This window comes from Arthrobacter sp. 05N429, from assembly GCF_056397045.1.
The window spans coordinates 28,287-44,745 of the sequence record NZ_JBFTMQ010000010.1; the positions used below are offsets into that span (position 1 = coordinate 28,287).

The 16,459-nt window shown below is 65.9% G+C and carries 18 protein-coding genes and 1 pseudogene; 6 read left to right on the top strand and 13 right to left on the bottom strand.

The features are described 5' to 3' along the window. Positions 1–78: 78 nt before the first annotated feature. From AC1DF4_RS15245 to AC1DF4_RS15260, 4 genes are all read left to right on the top strand, one after another. Positions 79–981, top strand: coding sequence for an ABC transporter substrate-binding protein (locus tag AC1DF4_RS15245; protein WP_476913669.1), 903 nt, complete (start codon positions 79–81; stop codon positions 979–981). 6 nt (positions 982–987) lie between these two features. Continuing rightward, positions 988–2,007, top strand: coding sequence for an amino acid ABC transporter permease (locus AC1DF4_RS15250; protein ID WP_476913670.1), 1,020 nt, complete (start codon positions 988–990; stop codon positions 2,005–2,007). After that, positions 2,004–2,771 (top strand): amino acid ABC transporter ATP-binding protein, encoded by a 768-nt coding sequence (locus tag AC1DF4_RS15255; protein ID WP_476866074.1) that lies wholly within the window; start codon positions 2,004–2,006, stop codon positions 2,769–2,771. Before AC1DF4_RS15250 ends, AC1DF4_RS15255 begins: the two co-directional genes overlap by 4 nt. Positions 2,772–2,892: 121 nt before the next feature. Beyond that, on the top strand, positions 2,893–4,254 hold the full coding sequence (locus AC1DF4_RS15260) for an MFS transporter (RefSeq protein ID WP_476913671.1): 1,362 nt from the start codon (positions 2,893–2,895) through the stop codon (positions 4,252–4,254). Here AC1DF4_RS15260 and AC1DF4_RS15265 read toward each other — a convergent pair. Beyond that, the gene (locus AC1DF4_RS15265) at positions 4,157–5,335 is read right to left on the bottom strand and encodes a sigma-70 family RNA polymerase sigma factor (protein ID WP_476913672.1); all 1,179 of its coding nucleotides are present in this window, start codon (positions 5,333–5,335) and stop codon (positions 4,157–4,159) included. The two genes, AC1DF4_RS15260 and AC1DF4_RS15265, sit on opposite strands and share 98 nt — an antisense overlap. A 308-nt stretch (positions 5,336–5,643) precedes the next feature. Here AC1DF4_RS15265 and AC1DF4_RS15270 point away from each other — a divergent pair. Further along, positions 5,644–6,059: pseudogene (locus AC1DF4_RS15270) on the top strand (ester cyclase). 63 nt (positions 6,060–6,122) lie between these two features. Here the strand turns inward: AC1DF4_RS15270 and AC1DF4_RS15275 are convergent. From AC1DF4_RS15275 to AC1DF4_RS15320, 10 genes are all read right to left on the bottom strand, one after another. Beyond that, positions 6,123–7,268, bottom strand: coding sequence for a flavin-containing monooxygenase (locus AC1DF4_RS15275; RefSeq protein ID WP_476913673.1), 1,146 nt, complete (start codon positions 7,266–7,268; stop codon positions 6,123–6,125). A 38-nt stretch (positions 7,269–7,306) separates the two neighbouring features. Beyond that, positions 7,307–7,606, bottom strand: a complete 300-nt coding sequence (locus tag AC1DF4_RS15280) for a hypothetical protein (protein ID WP_476913674.1) — start codon at positions 7,604–7,606, stop codon at positions 7,307–7,309. Between the two features lie 102 nt (positions 7,607–7,708). Beyond that, positions 7,709–9,373 (bottom strand): LuxR C-terminal-related transcriptional regulator, encoded by a 1,665-nt coding sequence (locus tag AC1DF4_RS15285; protein ID WP_476913675.1) that lies wholly within the window; start codon positions 9,371–9,373, stop codon positions 7,709–7,711. A gap of 168 nt (positions 9,374–9,541) precedes the next feature. Then, positions 9,542–10,306 carry a DinB family protein gene (locus tag AC1DF4_RS15290; RefSeq protein WP_476913676.1) on the bottom strand — a complete coding sequence of 255 codons (765 nt, stop codon included), beginning with the start codon at positions 10,304–10,306 and terminating at the stop codon, positions 9,542–9,544. 56 nt (positions 10,307–10,362) lie between these two features. Then, entirely contained in the window at positions 10,363–10,761 is a 399-nt protein-coding gene (locus AC1DF4_RS15295) for a type II toxin-antitoxin system VapC family toxin (RefSeq protein WP_476913677.1), read from the bottom strand. Continuing rightward, a complete protein-coding gene (locus AC1DF4_RS15300; RefSeq protein WP_476913678.1) occupies positions 10,758–11,024 on the bottom strand; it encodes a type II toxin-antitoxin system Phd/YefM family antitoxin in 267 nt (88 codons plus the stop codon). The genes AC1DF4_RS15295 and AC1DF4_RS15300 overlap by 4 nt, the downstream gene beginning before the upstream one ends. 42 nt (positions 11,025–11,066) lie before the next feature. Then, positions 11,067–11,648 carry a histidine phosphatase family protein gene (locus AC1DF4_RS15305; RefSeq protein ID WP_476913679.1) on the bottom strand — a complete coding sequence of 194 codons (582 nt, stop codon included), beginning with the start codon at positions 11,646–11,648 and terminating at the stop codon, positions 11,067–11,069. 63 nt (positions 11,649–11,711) lie between these two features. Continuing rightward, positions 11,712–12,164 (bottom strand): SRPBCC family protein, encoded by a 453-nt coding sequence (locus tag AC1DF4_RS15310; protein ID WP_476913680.1) that lies wholly within the window; start codon positions 12,162–12,164, stop codon positions 11,712–11,714. Positions 12,165–12,210: 46 nt separating this feature from the next. Beyond that, positions 12,211–13,104 (bottom strand): potassium channel family protein, encoded by an 894-nt coding sequence (locus AC1DF4_RS15315; RefSeq protein ID WP_476913681.1) that lies wholly within the window; start codon positions 13,102–13,104, stop codon positions 12,211–12,213. 194 nt (positions 13,105–13,298) lie between these two features. Then, on the bottom strand, positions 13,299–13,520 hold the full coding sequence (locus tag AC1DF4_RS15320; protein ID WP_476913682.1) for a hypothetical protein: 222 nt from the start codon (positions 13,518–13,520) through the stop codon (positions 13,299–13,301). A gap of 259 nt (positions 13,521–13,779) precedes the next feature. On the opposite strand from AC1DF4_RS15320, the gene AC1DF4_RS15325 reads away from it, so the two are divergent. Then, positions 13,780–14,145, top strand: coding sequence for a hypothetical protein (locus AC1DF4_RS15325; protein WP_476913683.1), 366 nt, complete (start codon positions 13,780–13,782; stop codon positions 14,143–14,145). A 121-nt stretch (positions 14,146–14,266) separates the two neighbouring features. Here AC1DF4_RS15325 and AC1DF4_RS15330 read toward each other — a convergent pair whose 3' ends face one another. Together AC1DF4_RS15330 and AC1DF4_RS15335 are read right to left on the bottom strand one after the other, a co-directional pair. Next, entirely contained in the window at positions 14,267–14,806 is a 540-nt protein-coding gene (locus tag AC1DF4_RS15330; protein WP_476913684.1) for an NUDIX hydrolase, read from the bottom strand. Beyond that, the gene (locus AC1DF4_RS15335; protein ID WP_476913685.1) at positions 14,803–16,368 is read right to left on the bottom strand and encodes a hypothetical protein; all 1,566 of its coding nucleotides are present in this window, start codon (positions 16,366–16,368) and stop codon (positions 14,803–14,805) included. Before AC1DF4_RS15335 ends, AC1DF4_RS15330 begins: the two co-directional genes overlap by 4 nt. Between the last annotated feature and the right edge of the window lie 91 nt (positions 16,369–16,459).

The window sequence follows — 16,459 nt, forward strand, 5'->3', positions numbered from 1 at the left end:
CGGAACTTGCGGGCACAAAGTGCCCTCCTCCCGCAGACTTGCGGGAACCTTGTGATTCTCTGAACAGCTAAGGAAACCATGCGCACCCGATACCTACTTCCCGTTCTCACCATAGCCACAGCTCTCTCGCTCTCCGGCTGCGTCAACAACAGCGAACCTGCCGCCACCGGCTCGGCATCCGGAACCGCCGACGCCATTGAGGTGAAAAAGAATGACTCCATTGCCGCGATGCTCCCGGAGAAGATGAAAACCGCGGGTGTCCTCAATGTTGGCATGGCCAACAACTACCCGCCCAACGAGTTCAAGGACGATAACGGTGCGCCGGCAGGCTGGTCAGTGGACCTCACCAACGCCCTGGGCCAAGTCATGGGCTTGAAGGTCAACTTCGACATCGGCACCTTCGACAACATCCTTCCGGCCGTGCGCGCAGGAAAGGATGACATGGGCATGTCCTCCTTCACCGACACGCTGGAACGCGAAAAGCAGGTGGATTTCGTCAACTATTACTCCGCCGGGATCCAATGGGCCGCCCCGAAGGGCAAGACCGTGGACCCCGACAACGCCTGCGGACTCAAGGTCGCCGTCCAGGCAACCACCTATGAGGACACCCACGAAGTGCCCGCAAAGTCGAAGGCCTGCACCGACGCCGGCAAGCCGGCCATCACCATCTTCAGGTACGACGCGCAGGATCAGGCGACCAACGCCCTCGTGGTCGGACAGGTCGACGCCATGAGCGCCGATTCGCCCGTCACCCTCTACGCGATCTCCAAGACCAAGGACAAGCTGGAGCCCGCCGGAGACGCCTTCGAAGTGGCACCGTACGGCATTCCGGTGGCCCAAGGCAGCGAATTTACGCCGGTCCTCCAGAAGGCCCTCCAGTCGCTGATCGACGATGGCACCTACGTCAAGATCCTGTCCAAGTGGGGAGTGGAAGCCGGCGGAGTGAAGACGGCGGACCTCAATGTGGCAGCGAAAGGGTGATGGCAGATGAGCGAGCCGGAATCCGACCGGGTGATTGAGGCGGAACCCGGCGGGACGCCGCGGACCGGAAGGGGACGGGGCGCGGAGGACGCGCCGCCGGAGGCGATCGTCGCCATACCGCTGCGCCACCCCTGGCGGAACGTGGTGGCGGTACTCCTCGTTCTCGGGCTGGCTGTCTTTGTGCTGGACGCCGCCCAGCGCCCGGACTTTGGCTGGCCGGACGTAGGCAAGTACATCTTCGACCGCCGGATCAGCCAGGCCGCGTGGGTAACGCTGTGGCTGACCATCTACTCGATGATCGGCGCGATCGTCATCGGCCTGCTGCTCGCCATCATGCGGCTTTCACCGAATCCTGTGCTGAAGAGCGTTGCCTGGTTGTACATCTGGATCTTCCGGGGAACTCCCGTCTATGTGCAACTGGTTTTCTGGGGCATCGTGTCCTTGATCTATCCCGTGTTCACGCTGGGCATTCCGTTCATGGAGCCGTGGGCCACCATCCCGAATGAGGTGTTCACCAACCTCTTCGTCACTGCAGTGATCGGGCTGGCGCTCAACGAAGCTGCCTACATGTCCGAAATCGTGCGCGCCGGGCTGTTGTCCGTGGACGAGGGCCAGGAGGAAGCGTCGACGGCGCTGGCCATGTCCTGGGGGCAGACGATGCGGTATGTCGTGGTTCCGCAGGCGATGAAGATCATCATTCCGCCCACCGGCAACGAGGTGATCTCGATGCTCAAGACCACCTCGCTGGTGGCCGCAATTCCGTTGAGCATCGACCTCTACGGTGTGTCCCGCGGTATTTCCGCAGTGACGTTCACTCCGGTGCCGCTGCTGATTGTGGCTTCCCTCTGGTACCTGCTGTTCACCTCCGTCCTGATGGTGGGACAGCACTTTATTGAGAAGCGGTTCTCGCGCGGAACCGGGCGCGTCAAGACGGGCAAGGAACCGGCGACGCCGGAGCCGGGACCGACGGCGGTTCCCGGCGGGCCCACCCCACCGCTCGGCACAGATTTTGGAGGAAAAGGATGACGGACGCGCCGATGGTGCTTGCGGAGCGGGTCTCCAAGAATTTCGGCACTAACAAGGTGCTGCGCGGGATCAGTCTCGAGGTCGATCCCGGCGAGGTGCTCTGCATTGTGGGCCCCAGCGGTTCTGGTAAGTCGACGTTCCTGCGGTGCATCAACCACCTGGAACGGGTTGACGGCGGCCGGCTTTCGGTCGACGGACAGCTTGTTGGCTACCGTCAAAAGGGAGACAAGCTCTACGAACTGAAGCTCAAGGAAGCAGCCTTCCAGCGCCAGGAAATCGGCATGGTGTTCCAGCGGTTCAACCTGTTTCCGCACCTGACCGCTGTGGAGAACATCATCCTCGCCCCCATGCGGGTGAAAGGTCTTTCCAAAGCCAAAGCCACCGCCCGGGCCATGGAACTGCTGGAGCGTGTGGGGCTGGGCGACAAGGGGGACGCCTATCCGGCGCACCTGTCGGGCGGGCAGCAGCAGCGTGTGGCCATCGCACGTGCACTGGCCATGGACCCGAAGCTGATGCTCTTCGACGAGCCGACAAGCGCCCTGGACCCCGAACTGGTGGGCGAGGTGCTCGACGTCATGAAGGAACTGGCCAAGAGCGGCATGACCATGATTGTGGTGACGCATGAGATGGGGTTCGCCCGCGAAGTGGCGGACACGCTGGTGTTCATGGATGAAGGCGTGGTGGTGGAGGCCGGACCACCCCGGCAGATCCTGAGCGATCCGCAGCACGACCGGACCAAGGCGTTCCTTTCCAAGGTCCTCTGACATCTGCAGTTGACCCCTCGGCGGTGGGTCTGGGCCGTGCTGCTGAGCGCCACCCGCCCCCTCGCCGCGGAAAGTCTCATCCGGTTCGATTTTTGCGCACCCCGTGGGACAGACTGTTGCCGTGAGCAACTCTCCCCGGACGGGCCTCGCTGTCGCAGGACTCAGCCTGGGCACGGCCCTGAACCCGCTGAACTCCTCGATGATCGCCGTCGCCCTGGTGGTGCTGCGCACGGACTTTGGGCTCGACGTCGCCACCGTCACCTGGGTAATCACCTCCTTCTACCTCACCTCCGCCGCGGGCCAGCCGCTCATGGGCCGGCTGGCGGACCGCTTCGGCCCGCGGCGCCTGTTCATGCTCGGCATGGTCCTGGTGGCCGTGACCTGCGCGGTGGCTCCGTTCGCGCCGAACTTCGCCGTGCTCTGCGTGGCCCGCGCCGTCATGGCCCTGGGCACGGCGGCCGCGTACCCGAGCGCCGTCGTCATGGTCGGGGCTCTGGCGAAGCAGGCGAACGTGAAGTCCACCCGGCCGCTGGGCCGGATCCAGATGGCCAACACTTCCGCGGCGGCCGTCGGGCCCGTGGTGGGCGGGCTGTTGGTGGGCTTCGTTGGCTGGGAGGCCCTGTTCCTGCTGAACGTCCCGCTGGCCCTGGCCGCGATCCTCCTGGTCGGGCGGTTCGCCCCGCCGGACGGGGCCCGGGAACGCGGCTCGGCGTCGGAACTGCTGCGGGACTCGGACATTCCGGGCATCCTGGCCTTCATCGGCTCCATGGTGCTGGTGATGATGGCGCTGCTCAACGTCCTGCCGGGCTACCGCTGGTGGCTGCTGGGCGGAGGAACGTTGCTGGCCGCGCTGTTCGTGTGGCGCGAACTGCGCTTCGCCCCGCCGTTCCTGGACCTGCGGCTGCTGGGCAGGAACCGACCGCTGCTGCTGGTCTATCTGGGCTTTGCATTGTTCAGCTGCGTCTATTACTTCGCGTTTTTCGGCCTGCCGCAGCTGCTGCAGGAAGCCGGCGGCTACGATCCCAGAGTCGTCGGGCTCCTGGTGCTGCCGCTGGCCGCCGTCTCGGTGGTCTCGACGCCAGTGGCCGTCCGCGCGATGGACCGGTTCGGGGTCAAACGCGTGCTGGTGACCGGCGTCGTGCTGCTCATGGTTGCCTCGGCGGCGATGTGGCTGCTCACCGCCTCGTTCGCCATTCCTCTGGTGGTTGCCCTGACCGCGTTGCTGGGTGTGCCGTACGGGGTGGCCAGCATCGCGTACAACCAGGGCATGTACCTCTCCACCCGGCCGGAGGAGCGCGGTGTGGCCGCCGGGATCTTTCAGACCTGCCGGTACATCGGGGCGATCACGGCCACGGTGCTGATCGGGATTTTCTACGGCACGGGCGTCAACCAGGCCAACTGGGGCCTCGCCGTGATTGCGATGCTGGGACTCGGGGGAGTGGTACTGGTGGTGTCGCTGCTGTGGCGGGAGCGGCGGGGCTGAAGGCCGCCGGTGCGGACTCCGCCTCACCGCCCGGCGGGCCCTTACCGTCAAACTGGAACTGCCGCAGGAGGCTGGACCGGGACGGGTCCTTGAGCTTCGCCAGCGCCAAGGTCTCGATCCGGCGGATGCTTTCGCGGGGCACTGCGTAACTTTTCGCTACGGCGTCGAGGCTCTGCGCGCCGCCCGCCAGGCCGAAGCGCATCGCAATGACCCGGGCCTCCCGGTCCTCCAGCGTTCCGAGGACGGTGTGCAGCTGCGCCTTGAGCTGTTGGTGGAAGAGCGGATCGGTGGCGTCGGGGGTGGAGGAATCCAACAGCTGTTCAGCCAGGGCCTCGGTGCCGCCCCGTCCGTCGGGCACCTCGGAGTCCAAAGAAGAAACCGGTTCGTCCACGGCCAGCAGACACTCAACCTTCCCGATCGGAATGCCCGTCAGCCGGCTGAGATCCTCGTTGCTGCAGGCGGTCCCGGCCATGGCCGCTGCCCGCTGCGCGGACCGCACCTGCTGCAACTGATGGACGACGTTGGTCGGCAGCCGGATCAGGCGGGCGTGATCAGCCAGGGCCCGAATGATGTCGCTCCGAATGCACGTGGTGGCAAGGGTGGAGAATCTGAAACCCATGGTGAAGTCGAACATGCGGACGGCCCTGAGCAGTCCCAGGTTTCCTTCCTGGATCAAGTCCGGAAGGTCGAGTCCCCGGCGGGTGAAGTGCTTGGCGATCGACACCACCAGCCGGAGATTGGCGTGGAGCAGCGCGTCGGCGGCACGCCTTCCCAGAAGGACAATGGCTTGAAGCTCCGCCACTTCGTCGCCGTGCCGCTGTCTGCCGTCCACCAAGAGCTGTTCCGCGAAAAGTCCTGCTTCGATCTCTTGCGCCAGGTCCACTTCCTGCTCGGCGGTGAGCAAGGCGTAACGGCCCAGCCGGCAAAGGTAGTCCCCGACGGCGTCGTCCGAGACCCTGCCGCCTGCGGCCAGTATTTCCGGCCAGGGAGGTTCATCCGGTTCGAATGGCTCAGGGGCGGGGGTAGCTATTGCGGGCGAGGATGGCGCGCTACCGGCAGCCTCGCGGATCGGATCAGCCATGTCATCCCCTGTCGGACGGTTCAAGCTTGTGGGGGCAGACTATGCGGCCGGTGCGACAATTTGCGGGCGCGATCTCGCGGACCGGGCGGGAGGCAAATGCGGTAGCCATGGCACCTTGACACACCCAAACCCCCGGATTACGTTCGGCCTTATCGGGGCGCTTCGCCCGTTCCACATGACTTTTCACCGTACTTCCCAGCGCTCCGAGCCGGGCCAATAATGTCGGTCCGGCAGGCGCCTGCGCGGCAATCCGGGGCGCCAAACGTCTGGGGATCCAAATCGGTCTCATGCCTGCAAGGAGTCGGAAAATGGCTGAAGGAACTGGATTGATCAAGCGGTTCTACACAGAGGTGATTGGGGACGGAAACCTCGCCCTCATCGATGAACTGGTGAGCGATGACTTCGTCGATCACAATCCCATGCCCGGACAATCGCCCTCCAAGGACGGTGTCGGGTTCTTCGTCAACACGATGCGGGCGGCCTTCCCGGACCTCAAGGCCACAACCAGCGAACCGGCGCTCGTGGACGGAAATCTGGAGGCGCTCTACGTGGTCCTGACCGGCACGCACAAAGGCGAACTGATGGTGTCGAGCCCACCGGCCGCAACGTCGAATTCAGCGGCATCGACATCATCCGCATCGACGGCGGCAAGGTCGTCGAACATTGGGGAGCCACGGACATCATAGCCCTCATGCAGCAGATCGGCGCCGGGGCTGTCGGCTGAGTGGAACTGAAGCACGACGGCGGCCGGCAAGACCGCCGTCGGGCATCAGGGAGGCCGGGTGTGTTAGGCCGCCAGCCCGCTCTGGACCTCCGCCGCGTGCTGCGGGGCCCGGGTGTCCGCGAGCCGCTTCGCCAGGTACTTGGCGTCCCGGCAGGCGCCGGGGAGGGTGTCCGATGCTGCCGCGAAGATGAAGTCTTTCCCCAGCAGGTACAGGCCCGGCAGGGCATCCACGATCCCGCGGTGCTGCTGCTCCCGCCAGTTGGCGGGCAGCGCCGGGATGTCCAGCCAGGGGTAGGCCTCGGTGAAGCCGGTGCACCAGATGACGGTTGCCACCGGAAGGCCTTGACCGTCGTCGAGCATTACCTCGCCGTCCTGGACTCCGGTGACCCGCGGCACCAGGTGGACGCCAGCGGCGCCCAGGTCCGCGAGTTTGGTGCGGATCAACGGCGTAGCCGTGACAGCCATCTTGGGCAGCACCTTGCGCCCCACCGGCGTGTTGGTGTTCAGCACGTACATCCCGGCGAAGCGGATCACCGGGAGGAAGAAGCGGGCAGCGGTCCGGCCGTGCCGGAACGGAAGCTCGGAACTCGGCTTGCCGGCCAGCCAGGTTTCATGCGTGCGGCTGGTGTCCAGGGCGATCTCCGCCCCCGAGTTGCCCGCCCCCACCACCAGGACGGGACCGGGCCTGAGCTGGGCCGGGTTCGTGTAGTTGCGGGAGTGGAGCTGCACGACGTCGGACGGCAGTTCCGCCGCGAAGCCCGGCGTCTTGGGGAGCTGGCAGGCACCTGTGGCCAGGACGACGTTCGCTGCCGTCCAGCGCTGCGTCCCAGCCGTGACATGGAACCGCTCCCCGTCGTGGCTCAGCCGGGTGACGGCCGTGTTGGGTCGAACCGGCAGGTGAAACCGAGAGGCGTAGTCATCCAGATAGTCCGCCTGCTCGTCCTTGGTGGGGAACGCGAGGGGGTCGCCTGGGAAGCGCCGGCCGGGCAGGCCGTTGTACTTGGCGGGGGTGAACAGGCGCAGCGAGTCCCAGCGGCTCCGCCACGCGTCGCCAACGCGTGTGCCGGCGTCCAGAATGACAAAGTTCCGGTGCTGCTGCGCCAGGTAGTAGCCCAGCGCGAGGCCGGACTGTCCAGCGCCGATGATGACGGTGTCGACTGCGGCAGTTCCGACGGCGCCGCCGGTGTCAGTTGCTGGGGTGGTGTTCATGGTGGTGCCTCCTTGGTGTTGCATGTGAAATGGAGTGGTTATGAACGCTGTGCCTGCTGTGGAGCCGGGTGGCCGGCCGGGTCGGAGCGGAAGCGCACGTACCAGATGAGCAGCAGCGCGGCGGCGACGACGTAGAAGGCGTGCAACGCCCAGAGCGGCCCCGGCGGGAGGCTGAAGACGTATAGGCAGTGCACGGCATTGGCGACGTTGCTTAGCGCGAGGTAGCCGAGGCTGTAGGAGTCAAGATCCCTGGTGCGCAGGGCCTTGAGCAGCATGGGCAGGTAGCTCACCGCGAAGAGGCCGGTGGAAACCATTCCTGCGAGCACTGAAACGTTCATGCCATTAACGCTATTTTTCGTCGCGTCGCGGCGAATCGGGCGAATCACCCATTTCCCATTTGGCGGGGAGCCGGAATGGGTAGTTTTACGCAGGGCGGGAACTCAGGCTAGTCCGTGCTGGTAGGCGTAGGCCGTGACCGCGGCCCGGGAGGTCAGGCCCAACTTGGTGAAGATATTGCTCAGGTGCCGGGCCACCGTTTTTTCGCTGATGAACAGCTCGGCAGCGATGTTTCGGTTGCTCAGTCCGGCGGACACCAGCTGGACCACCTCGGTTTCGCGGGTGGTGAGCGGCCCGGCGTCGGCCGCGTCATGAGCGGCGTCCCCCGTGGTTGGCGGCGGGGCCGTCCGGGCGTCCGGCGCTACGGGCACCTCAAGCCCCGACAGCTCCGGCGCGGCGCCCAGTTCGGAAAACACGGCACGGGCCGCCTCACGCTCAAGCCGGGCGGAGTCCTCATCGCCGATCGCGGCGCACAGCCTCGCCAGCAGGGCGCGGCAGCGGGCCGCTTCGAAGGGCGCGTCGAGGCTGAGCCAGCCAGACCACGCGCGGCGAAGCGGGACCAGGGCGGCTTTGGGGTCGCCTTCGTGGAAGAGGACAGCGGCTTGGGACTGGTCGGCTAGTGCGTGCACCATGGGCATGTCCATCGCGACGCACAGCGAGGCCAGTTCCTCCATGGCGGCCCGTGCTGCCAGTGCGTCGCCTGCTGCCAGTTCGATCTCCACCCGGGCGGCGAGCATCGGGCGCCGGTAGGCAGGGCCGACGCCGTCCATGGTATGCCGGAGCAGGGACTGGGCCTGGTCCGGCTTGCCTTGGGCCAAACGCAGGAGCGCCAGCCCGGGCTGCGGCGGGAAACCGGTCTCCTGAGCGTGCAGGTAGGAGGCCTCGGCGGCGTCGAAGTCGCCCCGGAGCCGGTGGATTTCGCCCTGTTCGTAGAAGCCGCCGTAGGTGGCCATCCGGTCGCCGCGGAAGGCGAGGTCCAGCGCCGTTTTGGCCGCGTCGATTGCCTCGGTCCAGGCGCCGTGCAGCCGGTACAGCTCGGCCCGGTGCATCTGGCACTGGCCGCTGAAGGCCACAAGGTTCTGTTGCCCGTCGCACCACCGGTCCAGCGCCCGTGTCCACTCGTGGGCGCGCTGCAGATCGAAGGCCAGATGGCAGGTTTCGATCACTGCGCAGTAGATGATCCCGGCGGGGATCGGGGAGATTTCCCCGACGGTGACGGCAACCATGGCCTCGTCAAGCAGGGCCAGGCCGTCGTCGAACTGGTCCAGCATGATCTTCGCCTGCCCGAGGCCCAGCGTACCGAGGGCGGCCGCGTCAGCGTCGCCACGTGCCCGTCCGAGGTCGGCGGCCCGGGTGAAGGCTTCCGCGGCGGCGGCGCCGTCGCCTTGGTAGAGGGCGCCCAGCCCGGCAGGGATGTACAGCAGGCCCTCGAAAATGCAGGGCTCGGGCAGGTCGTCGACGATCCGGTGGGCGCGGGCGAGCCAGCCGGCGCTGCGGGCCGGTTCGCCCAGCAGGATGAGGTTCATCCCGGTCCAGGCGGCGCTGCGGGCGGCGGCGGGGTAGTCGCCGTCGGCGAGGTACTTCAGGTGCGCTCGGGCCAGGATGTCCACTCCCTCGGAGCCCCGGCCGGTGAGGATGACGGAGGTGGCCAGCTGTTCCAGATCGCTGGCCGGAAGTTCGGCGTCGTGGTCGGCAGCGGTGTACTGCCCGACGGCGTCCGGCCAGCGCCGTTGGGCGTAGGCTTCCCGGCCGTCTGCGAGTGTCGACATCGCGTTGCCCCGTTTCCGGTGGCGGGTCTGAGCCTGTGGGCGCTGCCCGGCCCGGCACTCCCGGACCGGTGGTGGGCGGCTCGGCTCGTCATCTGCTTTTCAGGCTACTGCCCCCGGTTATGGGGCGGCAAGGTGCGGGGTCGAACCGCCACCGGATGGGCACCGGATTCAGGACGTGGAGTCTCTCCCGGCCTCGATCGCCTCCAGATCACGGACGGCGTAGCGGTGGTGCTCCCACTCCTCGTTAATGATTGTGTGCAGGCACGACAGGATGGTCACCGGGTGTTCGGGGCCCCAGGGGTTCTTGCGCCCCTTGGCCAGGTCAGCCGGGGTGGCGGCGGCGAGGAAGTCGCGCACCATGGCTACCCGGCCGGCCCGCACCTCGAGCACTTCCGCATACGTCGGCGCGGTCGTGGAGAAGACCGACATGTCGTAACCGTCAGGCTCGTACTCAAAGTTCGGCTGGCCTGCGGGGTGGTAGGGCTGTTCGATCTCCAGGATGGCCCGCCGCAGCCACGTGTCTGTGGCCATGACCAGGTGACGGAGCGTCTGGGCGAATGACCACTCGCCGTCCACCGAAATATCGACCGTGCCGGACGGCATCGCCGCGACCCGCTCAAGCGTCGCCTGCCAGGTCCGCTCCAGCGCGGACCAGGCGGATCGCAGCCCGTCCGGATCGCCGGCGCGTCTTTCGGCACGGCCGGGAAAGCGACGGTTGAGTTCGGCCTCGACGAAGGGGACCACATCGACGCCGTTGACGCGCAGGACGTCTCCGCCGTCGAACAGCCACGGCGCATCGATGTCTGCCCCGCCAACGTCCACGCCGCGCATCACCGTGCCGGACAGGTCGGACCGGACGAACCGGGCTCCACGCAAGTTCACGTCGACGAATCTTGCTCCGCTGAGGTCGTCGGACTGATCAAAAGCTGCCATGGCGAAAACTGTCCCACGCTTTTCACCCGGACGCACCCGAAACCGGCCGGATTCCGCTACGGAGCCATCCCCGGTGACTGGGTCCGGAGCCCGGCTTCCGTCGCTGCGGTGACGAGTTCGACGTCGTAGGCCACCAGGATGTCCGTCTGCAGCCGGACGGCGGTGGCCAGGTGGATGGCGTCGGCGCTGAGCAATTTTCCGGGCATGGCGGCGGCGTACATAAGATCCGAACGCGCCACGTCCACGAGATTGATTCCGTCCAACACTGTCGTGATCAAGTCGGCCGGCAGCCCCCGCCGGTGGCCCGCGCAGTGGAGTTCTGTATAGAGCAACATGGAGGCGACCAGCTGATCGCCCCGATGCGCGGCCGTTGACAGGTACTGCGCGGCAGCGGCGGACTCTGTCTCCTCCACGACCAGTTTGAGGGCCGCAGAAGCGTCAACGTAGATGATCACCGGTCGCCGCGCAGTTCGGACAGGATTTCCGCGCTGCCGGCGTCGCTGCTGACGCGGCGAAGGATCTGGAAATCCACGGGTTCCGACGTCGCGCGGCGCACGCTTCCGGACAGCAGGAGCCGCTCGAACGGCGAGGCGGCGGGCGGGATCAGGGTGGCGGCCACTTCGCCATTGTTGGTGACGTCGATGGTTTCGCCGTTCTTCACACGCTCAAGGATCTTGCTGCTCTGATTGCGGAGCTCGCGGTGCGGGATGGTTGTCATGACTGCCTCCGTAGCAATCGTAGCACCGGGTCTGGTTTGTGGTCAGCTGACGGTGGCGGCCAGCCGTTCGCCGTTGAAGTATTCGAGGTTCCAGCCCTCCGCGGGGTGGTGGTGGGCCAGGTTGAGCACGGCGTTGGTGACGCTCGGCAGGGTGCGGCCGACCGCGCGGCTGAGGCTCACCCGGAGGAGCGAGCCGTGCGTGACCACCAGGACGCGGCCGCCGCGGAACTCCTCTGCCAGCGTTTCCAGTGCGGCAAGCCCGCGGTCCGCAGTTTCGTCCTCGCCTTCGGCGCCGCGGAAGCCGCCGGGTGTGCGCAGGGCATCCAGCTCGGCACCGTCCTGCAGGCCCTCTGCGGGACCGAAGCTGCGCTCGGTAAGCTCCGGGACCCGCCGGGCCACGGTGAGCCCGAGCCCGGCGGCGATCAGGTCGGCGGTTTCCGCGGCGCGGCTCAGCGGTGAAGACACGATGGCGTCCCACCCGTATCCGGCCAGGGTTTCGACGGCGTCCCGCGCCTGGTCCCGCCCGACGTCGTTCAGCGGAATGTCGGTGGATCCTTGCAGCCGGCGCTGCGCATTCCAGTCGGTCTGGCCGTGACGGATGAGCGCGAAAGTTGTAACGGTCATGGTTCCAGTCTGCCTTGCAGGGCGGTGGAACCGGACATCGCTGAAATAGGGCCCGGGGCCTTCTCAGGTGCGGCTGTTCAGTACCGCCTGCAATTTCTCGAACGACTCGGTCCATCCGGCGCGGTGCAGATCCAGCCGCTCTGCCGTCAGGAACGGTCCCTGCGAGAGCACCAGGCGCGTGGCTTCGTCGGTGCTCCCCAGTGCGAGGTCGACGACGGTGTCCCGGTCATCAGGCGTCGGTTCCTCCCAGCGGAAGGTGTACACCAGGCGCCATGGCGGATCGATCTCCAGGAACTCGCCGGAAAGGTGGAACGGATCGCCGTCCGGTGGCGTCATCCGCAACCGGTAGCTGCCGCCTTCCGTCAGGCTTACCTCGGCTGCGGGGATGGTGAAACCATGCGGACCCCACCACTTCACCAGTTCGGCGGACTCCGTCAGCATCCTGAAGACTTCTTCCGGGGGAGCATCGAGCGTGCATTCCAGGTCAAGGATCAGCCCGCCGGTTTCCTCATTCATCGTTCAACTCTGTCACCCTGCGGACAATGACGGAAGCGCCGTGACACTAGTTCGTGTCCGCGTCCCCACTCCGACGGTGTCGATGGTGCAGCTCGTAACTGTCGAACACATCGGAAGACGTGGTTCCTGAATGGCCGAATTTTCCGCGGAGGACCTCCGCGAGGGCGTCCAGCGACGCGTGCAGCATACGTCCGGCGAATTGGAGTTCAGGGCTGTCGCTGCCCTGGGCCTGGGATGCGAGCTCCTGGGCGTAGGCCACCGTGGCGGGCAAGGAGCCGCGCTGCTCAATTTCACGGAAGTAGTAGGTTTCATGGAACGCAAGCAGGTCTGTGCTCACCGACGCCACGTTTCCGGCCATTGATTCCAGCAGTCCGGCAGCATGCAAGGGTTCCAGCGACAATACACCCGCCGGACCTGCAGCCTCCCTGAACAGGTTCAGCTGGCGGGCAAGGGTCCGGCGGCGGTTCAGGGCCGGGTACGTCTGCAGGATCCAAGTGACCGTTGCCGTCAGCAACCCGAACCCGGCGACGGCCTGCAGGGCCACAACCAGCCTGAGCAGCGGATTCGCCGGCACGATGTCGCCGAACCCCAAAGTGGAAAGAGTGACGAGGGAGATGTAGAGCGCTTCGGCAAAGTCGCCCCGCTGTGGAACTCCTGGTCCGTGAACAAAGCCGGCCGGCAGGTGGGGCAGATAGAGCAGGGCCCAGCCGATGGCGGCCAGGCTTGCCCAGGCGCCAATGACAGCGGCCATGGCCAAAGGTGCTGCGATGAAGGAGCCCCGGCCCCGCAGTTTTCTGGACACCAGCCAGAATCCGCGCATGATCGCCCGGCCTACCGGACCAGTACCGTGCGGGTAGAGGAGCGTACGAAAGACATCAACGAGCATCAGGAGAACCAGCCCGGCCCCCAAAACCGTCCAGAGCGTGCCTTCGAAGTCCATGCCTCATCTTAGAGGCGGCGCTGCTTCGACACCGGGAGGGACATTGCGGGGCAGGCTGACGACGATGCCCCTTCACTGATGATCAATTCGACGGGCGGCGTGCGCCAGCGCGGGAGTCGTCCGTATGTTCAGACAGCGGAGACTGTTGGCCACTGGGCGGCAGGCTGATCAGCCAGGGAAAAGAACCAAGTGGCTCAGCCCTGCTGATCGTGAAATGGCCAGTTGTTCTCTTGGGCCAGCCTTCGTAAGAATGTCCGTTTGATAGTCCAGGTTCCGTTTTTCTGAGGAGGATCCTGCCATGCGTTGTTGCTGTCCAATACGCCACCATCCCGGAGTTCCCGGAGACGCGCACGCAAAGTTCTTCCTGATCTGCTTACTATCTTGGCGGCGTCGTCAGCGCTGAGGTTGTCGTTCATGTGGCTACTCTTTCATCTCAGATCCGCCGGAGGAGATATGTTTTCTGCTCTCGCCCGACGGCGTTTCGCGCTTTTTAGCCATCTTGGGCGATGGGGCGATCATGGTCCTGAATTCTCCTAGTCGCCACCCCGACAAATGCGTAGAATCCACATTGTCTGGATCCACCCGCGCTGGGCGTTGCTGGGACGCGATGGCCAGGACGATAAAGCGGTCAGCGAAAGCACCGAGGGGCCTGATCGCAGAAATCAGGAGCACGTGATGAAAACAGCTCAAAACGTCGCAGCGGGCGCAGCATTAACTGCCGCACTCGTCGGCGGCGGCATGTATCTCGCAGTCGCTGCTCCGGACGGCGCAGCGACTTCTACAACATCGTCGGCCGCCCAGCACAAGGGTGGCCACCAAGCCAACGGCATCACGGAGCAACTGCTGACCGGCGACACTGCCGCCCGGGTGGAAGCGGTAGTGAAGGCCGCCAACCCTGACGCGACCATCGTCCGCGTCGAAACCGATGCCGAGGGGGCTGCCTACGAGGCACACATCCGGAAGGCCGACGGGACAAAAGCGACGGTGAAACTGGACGCCTCATTCAACATCACGGGCACCGAGGCAGGCAAGAAACGCTGAGGGCCGTCCACGTTCCGTGAAGGAATGCGGACGGCCCCCTGAAGGTGGAGTCGGCCGCACAGGCCCATGCCACCGGGATGGCCCGCCGCATCGAGGTATTTAGGGCACGTGGCTCGACTTCCTAGGCGGGAGATGCAGTACTGAGCCCGCCTTTCGCCCACGCGAGCGCGAGGGCGGCAATGCTGATGCCGTCACGGATCTGGTCGTCGGCTATCTCCTGACTGATCCGGTGCATATCAATCCACCGCAGCGCCGAGTACTCCGCGGCGGCCGGCCTGGCAAGAGGATCGACGCGGATTTGCACGACGTTCACCGCGTCACCGCTCAGGCCGCTTTCCGCCCAGATCTGGCCGAGCATGCGGGACTCAACCGCGATCAGACCGGTCTCTTCGAGAAGTTCCCGGGCAGCCGTCGCCTCCGGGGATCCGTCCGCGGCGTCGGCTTGTCCGCGCGGCAGTTCCCACAGATTCCTCCCGATTGCGGGGCGTTCCGCGTCAATGAACAAGACCCGCGATCCGTCGACGACGACGGCAACGGCCCCGTCACCTTCGGAATTCGACAGGATCCTGTGACGAGTCCAACCTTTTTCGTCGCGCGCCTGCACGAAGAGCCGTTCTCCCGGTGCCGTCCAGACGTCGCGCCAGCGGCGGGCCGCTGTCATGCCTTGAACCGAAGTGTGGACTGCAACTTGGAGCCCGACATGCGGCGGAGGCTGCCAAGATCCGACCACGGTGCGGCGAGGAGAGCAGCAGCAACGAATGCGATGACCGCCCACTCTGGGCCGTCAAGGGCGATGACCCCGTTGTCGTAAAGCACCACCGCGAGCCCGCCGAAAGTGACGACGGCGGCACGCAGCATCGTCGACCGCATCCGCCGGGATCGTGACGTCGTGTCACCGGCGATCTCGTCGATAGCGACCACGAGGTCGAAGAGCGACCGCCGCCCCGGGTTTCGCAACAACTCGCGCGAGCCAACAGCATCGAACGCCTGCAGCCGTGAGTACTCGGCGGGCGTGAATGCCGCGAGGCGCGTGACAACATCGCCCGCGATAGGCAGAGTGTTCGCGACCGACGACCTCGACCGGCGTCGAAGGCGCGCGCGCATCCGGGCGCTGAATCTCTCCTTAGGCCGCCGAAGTCCCCAGGCGAGCTCGGCAGCCTCAGCATCGTCGCCACGGATGCCCGAGGGCGACGGCAGCGCGTTGAAGATTGTGAGCAACCTCAGGTTGTCCCGGTTGCAGATGGCACGGTTGTAGGCAAGGGTCCACCAGCCGAGTGCAGCGCTGCGGTGTACGGCCAACTCGTGACGCTGCAGGGAGTCCGGCAGCCGCGGCGGGTTCAATAGTTCCACGTGCTCGCCGTCAAGCCACCGGGTCACAAGGGACCGGGTCGTCACGTGGGCACGCTGACACGGCTCCGCTTGGCCCAAATGCACAACCCGGCAGGGAGCGGTCTTGCGCCGGTCAGCATCGTTCGCGTACTCGAGATTCATCAGCGCGGCGACGAGTTCATCCACCTCCGGGAGCTGGTCACCGTTCGGGGGAAGCTCGGTGTCGAGCTCCGGTCCAAGGGGATTGGGTCCGAGGCTGGCGCTGCTGCGGACCTGGACGCGCCCGTCCCGCATTGCCTCGACCCAGGCGCTCCGGCCGCTCTCCCGCACTGTTTTCGCCACTTTGATATCCCGCGCGGCCCAGAGGGCCTGTGGCATCACGACCGGGTCCGAAACGCGCCAGGCCTCATCGAACTTGGCGCCGGAGGACGAATGGGACCGCTGGCTTGCATCCGAGGCACGTTCGTAGGCTCCCCCGGTCAGGGCGATGAGCGGAGACGATACCCGGTGGAGGTCGTCACGGATCGCCGCGTGATTGGCCTCGATTGCCGTCACGAGTTCGTCGTCGACGCCCCAGCGTTGCTGTCCGTCGGAGAGTTCCCATGGTCCTGATACTGCCGACGGGCTGGGTGGCGCCGGCAGCAGTTGCACTTCGATTGGGAGCGGCGCTCCAGGCTCTAATCCGAGGTGCCAGGCCAACCGCTCCGGAGGCATGGCGATGAAGAATATCCCCTCAAGGAGCTGATTGCGGTCGACGACGACCGTGCCGCCGAAGAGCAGCGCGGCTCGCAACACCCCGACAAGTATCCGCCTCGCCTCGGTCGGCCCGACTTGCAACCAGAGCTTCGACTGCTCGACCGGGTCGAGGTTGAAGACGCTGATCCGGGTGGACACGCCAGTCTGGTCATCTGTATCCGAATCCGGCATTGGTCCTCACTTGTTCTGGCGAATTAGTACTCGTGTGCTCCGGCGAGTGACTTTGCAG

Excerpts from the sequence above, each read along its gene's own strand:
- AC1DF4_RS15275 (WP_476913673.1), bottom strand. The coding sequence starts at position 7,268 with ATGAACACCACCCCAGCAACTGACACCGGCGGCGCCGTCGGAACTGCC.
- AC1DF4_RS15330 (WP_476913684.1), bottom strand. The coding sequence starts at position 14,806 with ATGACAGCGGCCCGCCGCTGGCGCGACGTCTGGACGGCACCGGGAGAA.
- AC1DF4_RS15250 (WP_476913670.1), top strand. The coding sequence starts at position 988 with ATGAGCGAGCCGGAATCCGACCGGGTGATTGAGGCGGAACCCGGCGGG.
- AC1DF4_RS15255 (WP_476866074.1), top strand. The coding sequence starts at position 2,004 with ATGACGGACGCGCCGATGGTGCTTGCGGAGCGGGTCTCCAAGAATTTC.
- AC1DF4_RS15285 (WP_476913675.1), bottom strand. The coding sequence starts at position 9,373 with ATGTCGACACTCGCAGACGGCCGGGAAGCCTACGCCCAACGGCGCTGG.
- AC1DF4_RS15305 (WP_476913679.1), bottom strand. The coding sequence starts at position 11,648 with ATGACCGTTACAACTTTCGCGCTCATCCGTCACGGCCAGACCGACTGG.
- AC1DF4_RS15290 (WP_476913676.1), bottom strand. The coding sequence starts at position 10,306 with ATGGCAGCTTTTGATCAGTCCGACGACCTCAGCGGAGCAAGATTCGTC.
- AC1DF4_RS15310 (WP_476913680.1), bottom strand. The coding sequence starts at position 12,164 with ATGAATGAGGAAACCGGCGGGCTGATCCTTGACCTGGAATGCACGCTC.
- AC1DF4_RS15325 (WP_476913683.1), top strand. The coding sequence starts at position 13,780 with ATGAAAACAGCTCAAAACGTCGCAGCGGGCGCAGCATTAACTGCCGCA.
- AC1DF4_RS15300 (WP_476913678.1), bottom strand. The coding sequence starts at position 11,024 with ATGACAACCATCCCGCACCGCGAGCTCCGCAATCAGAGCAGCAAGATC.
- AC1DF4_RS15245 (WP_476913669.1), top strand. The coding sequence starts at position 79 with ATGCGCACCCGATACCTACTTCCCGTTCTCACCATAGCCACAGCTCTC.
- AC1DF4_RS15320 (WP_476913682.1), bottom strand. The coding sequence starts at position 13,520 with ATGAACGACAACCTCAGCGCTGACGACGCCGCCAAGATAGTAAGCAGA.
- AC1DF4_RS15315 (WP_476913681.1), bottom strand. The coding sequence starts at position 13,104 with ATGGACTTCGAAGGCACGCTCTGGACGGTTTTGGGGGCCGGGCTGGTT.
- AC1DF4_RS15265 (WP_476913672.1), bottom strand. The coding sequence starts at position 5,335 with ATGGCTGATCCGATCCGCGAGGCTGCCGGTAGCGCGCCATCCTCGCCC.
- AC1DF4_RS15280 (WP_476913674.1), bottom strand. The coding sequence starts at position 7,606 with ATGAACGTTTCAGTGCTCGCAGGAATGGTTTCCACCGGCCTCTTCGCG.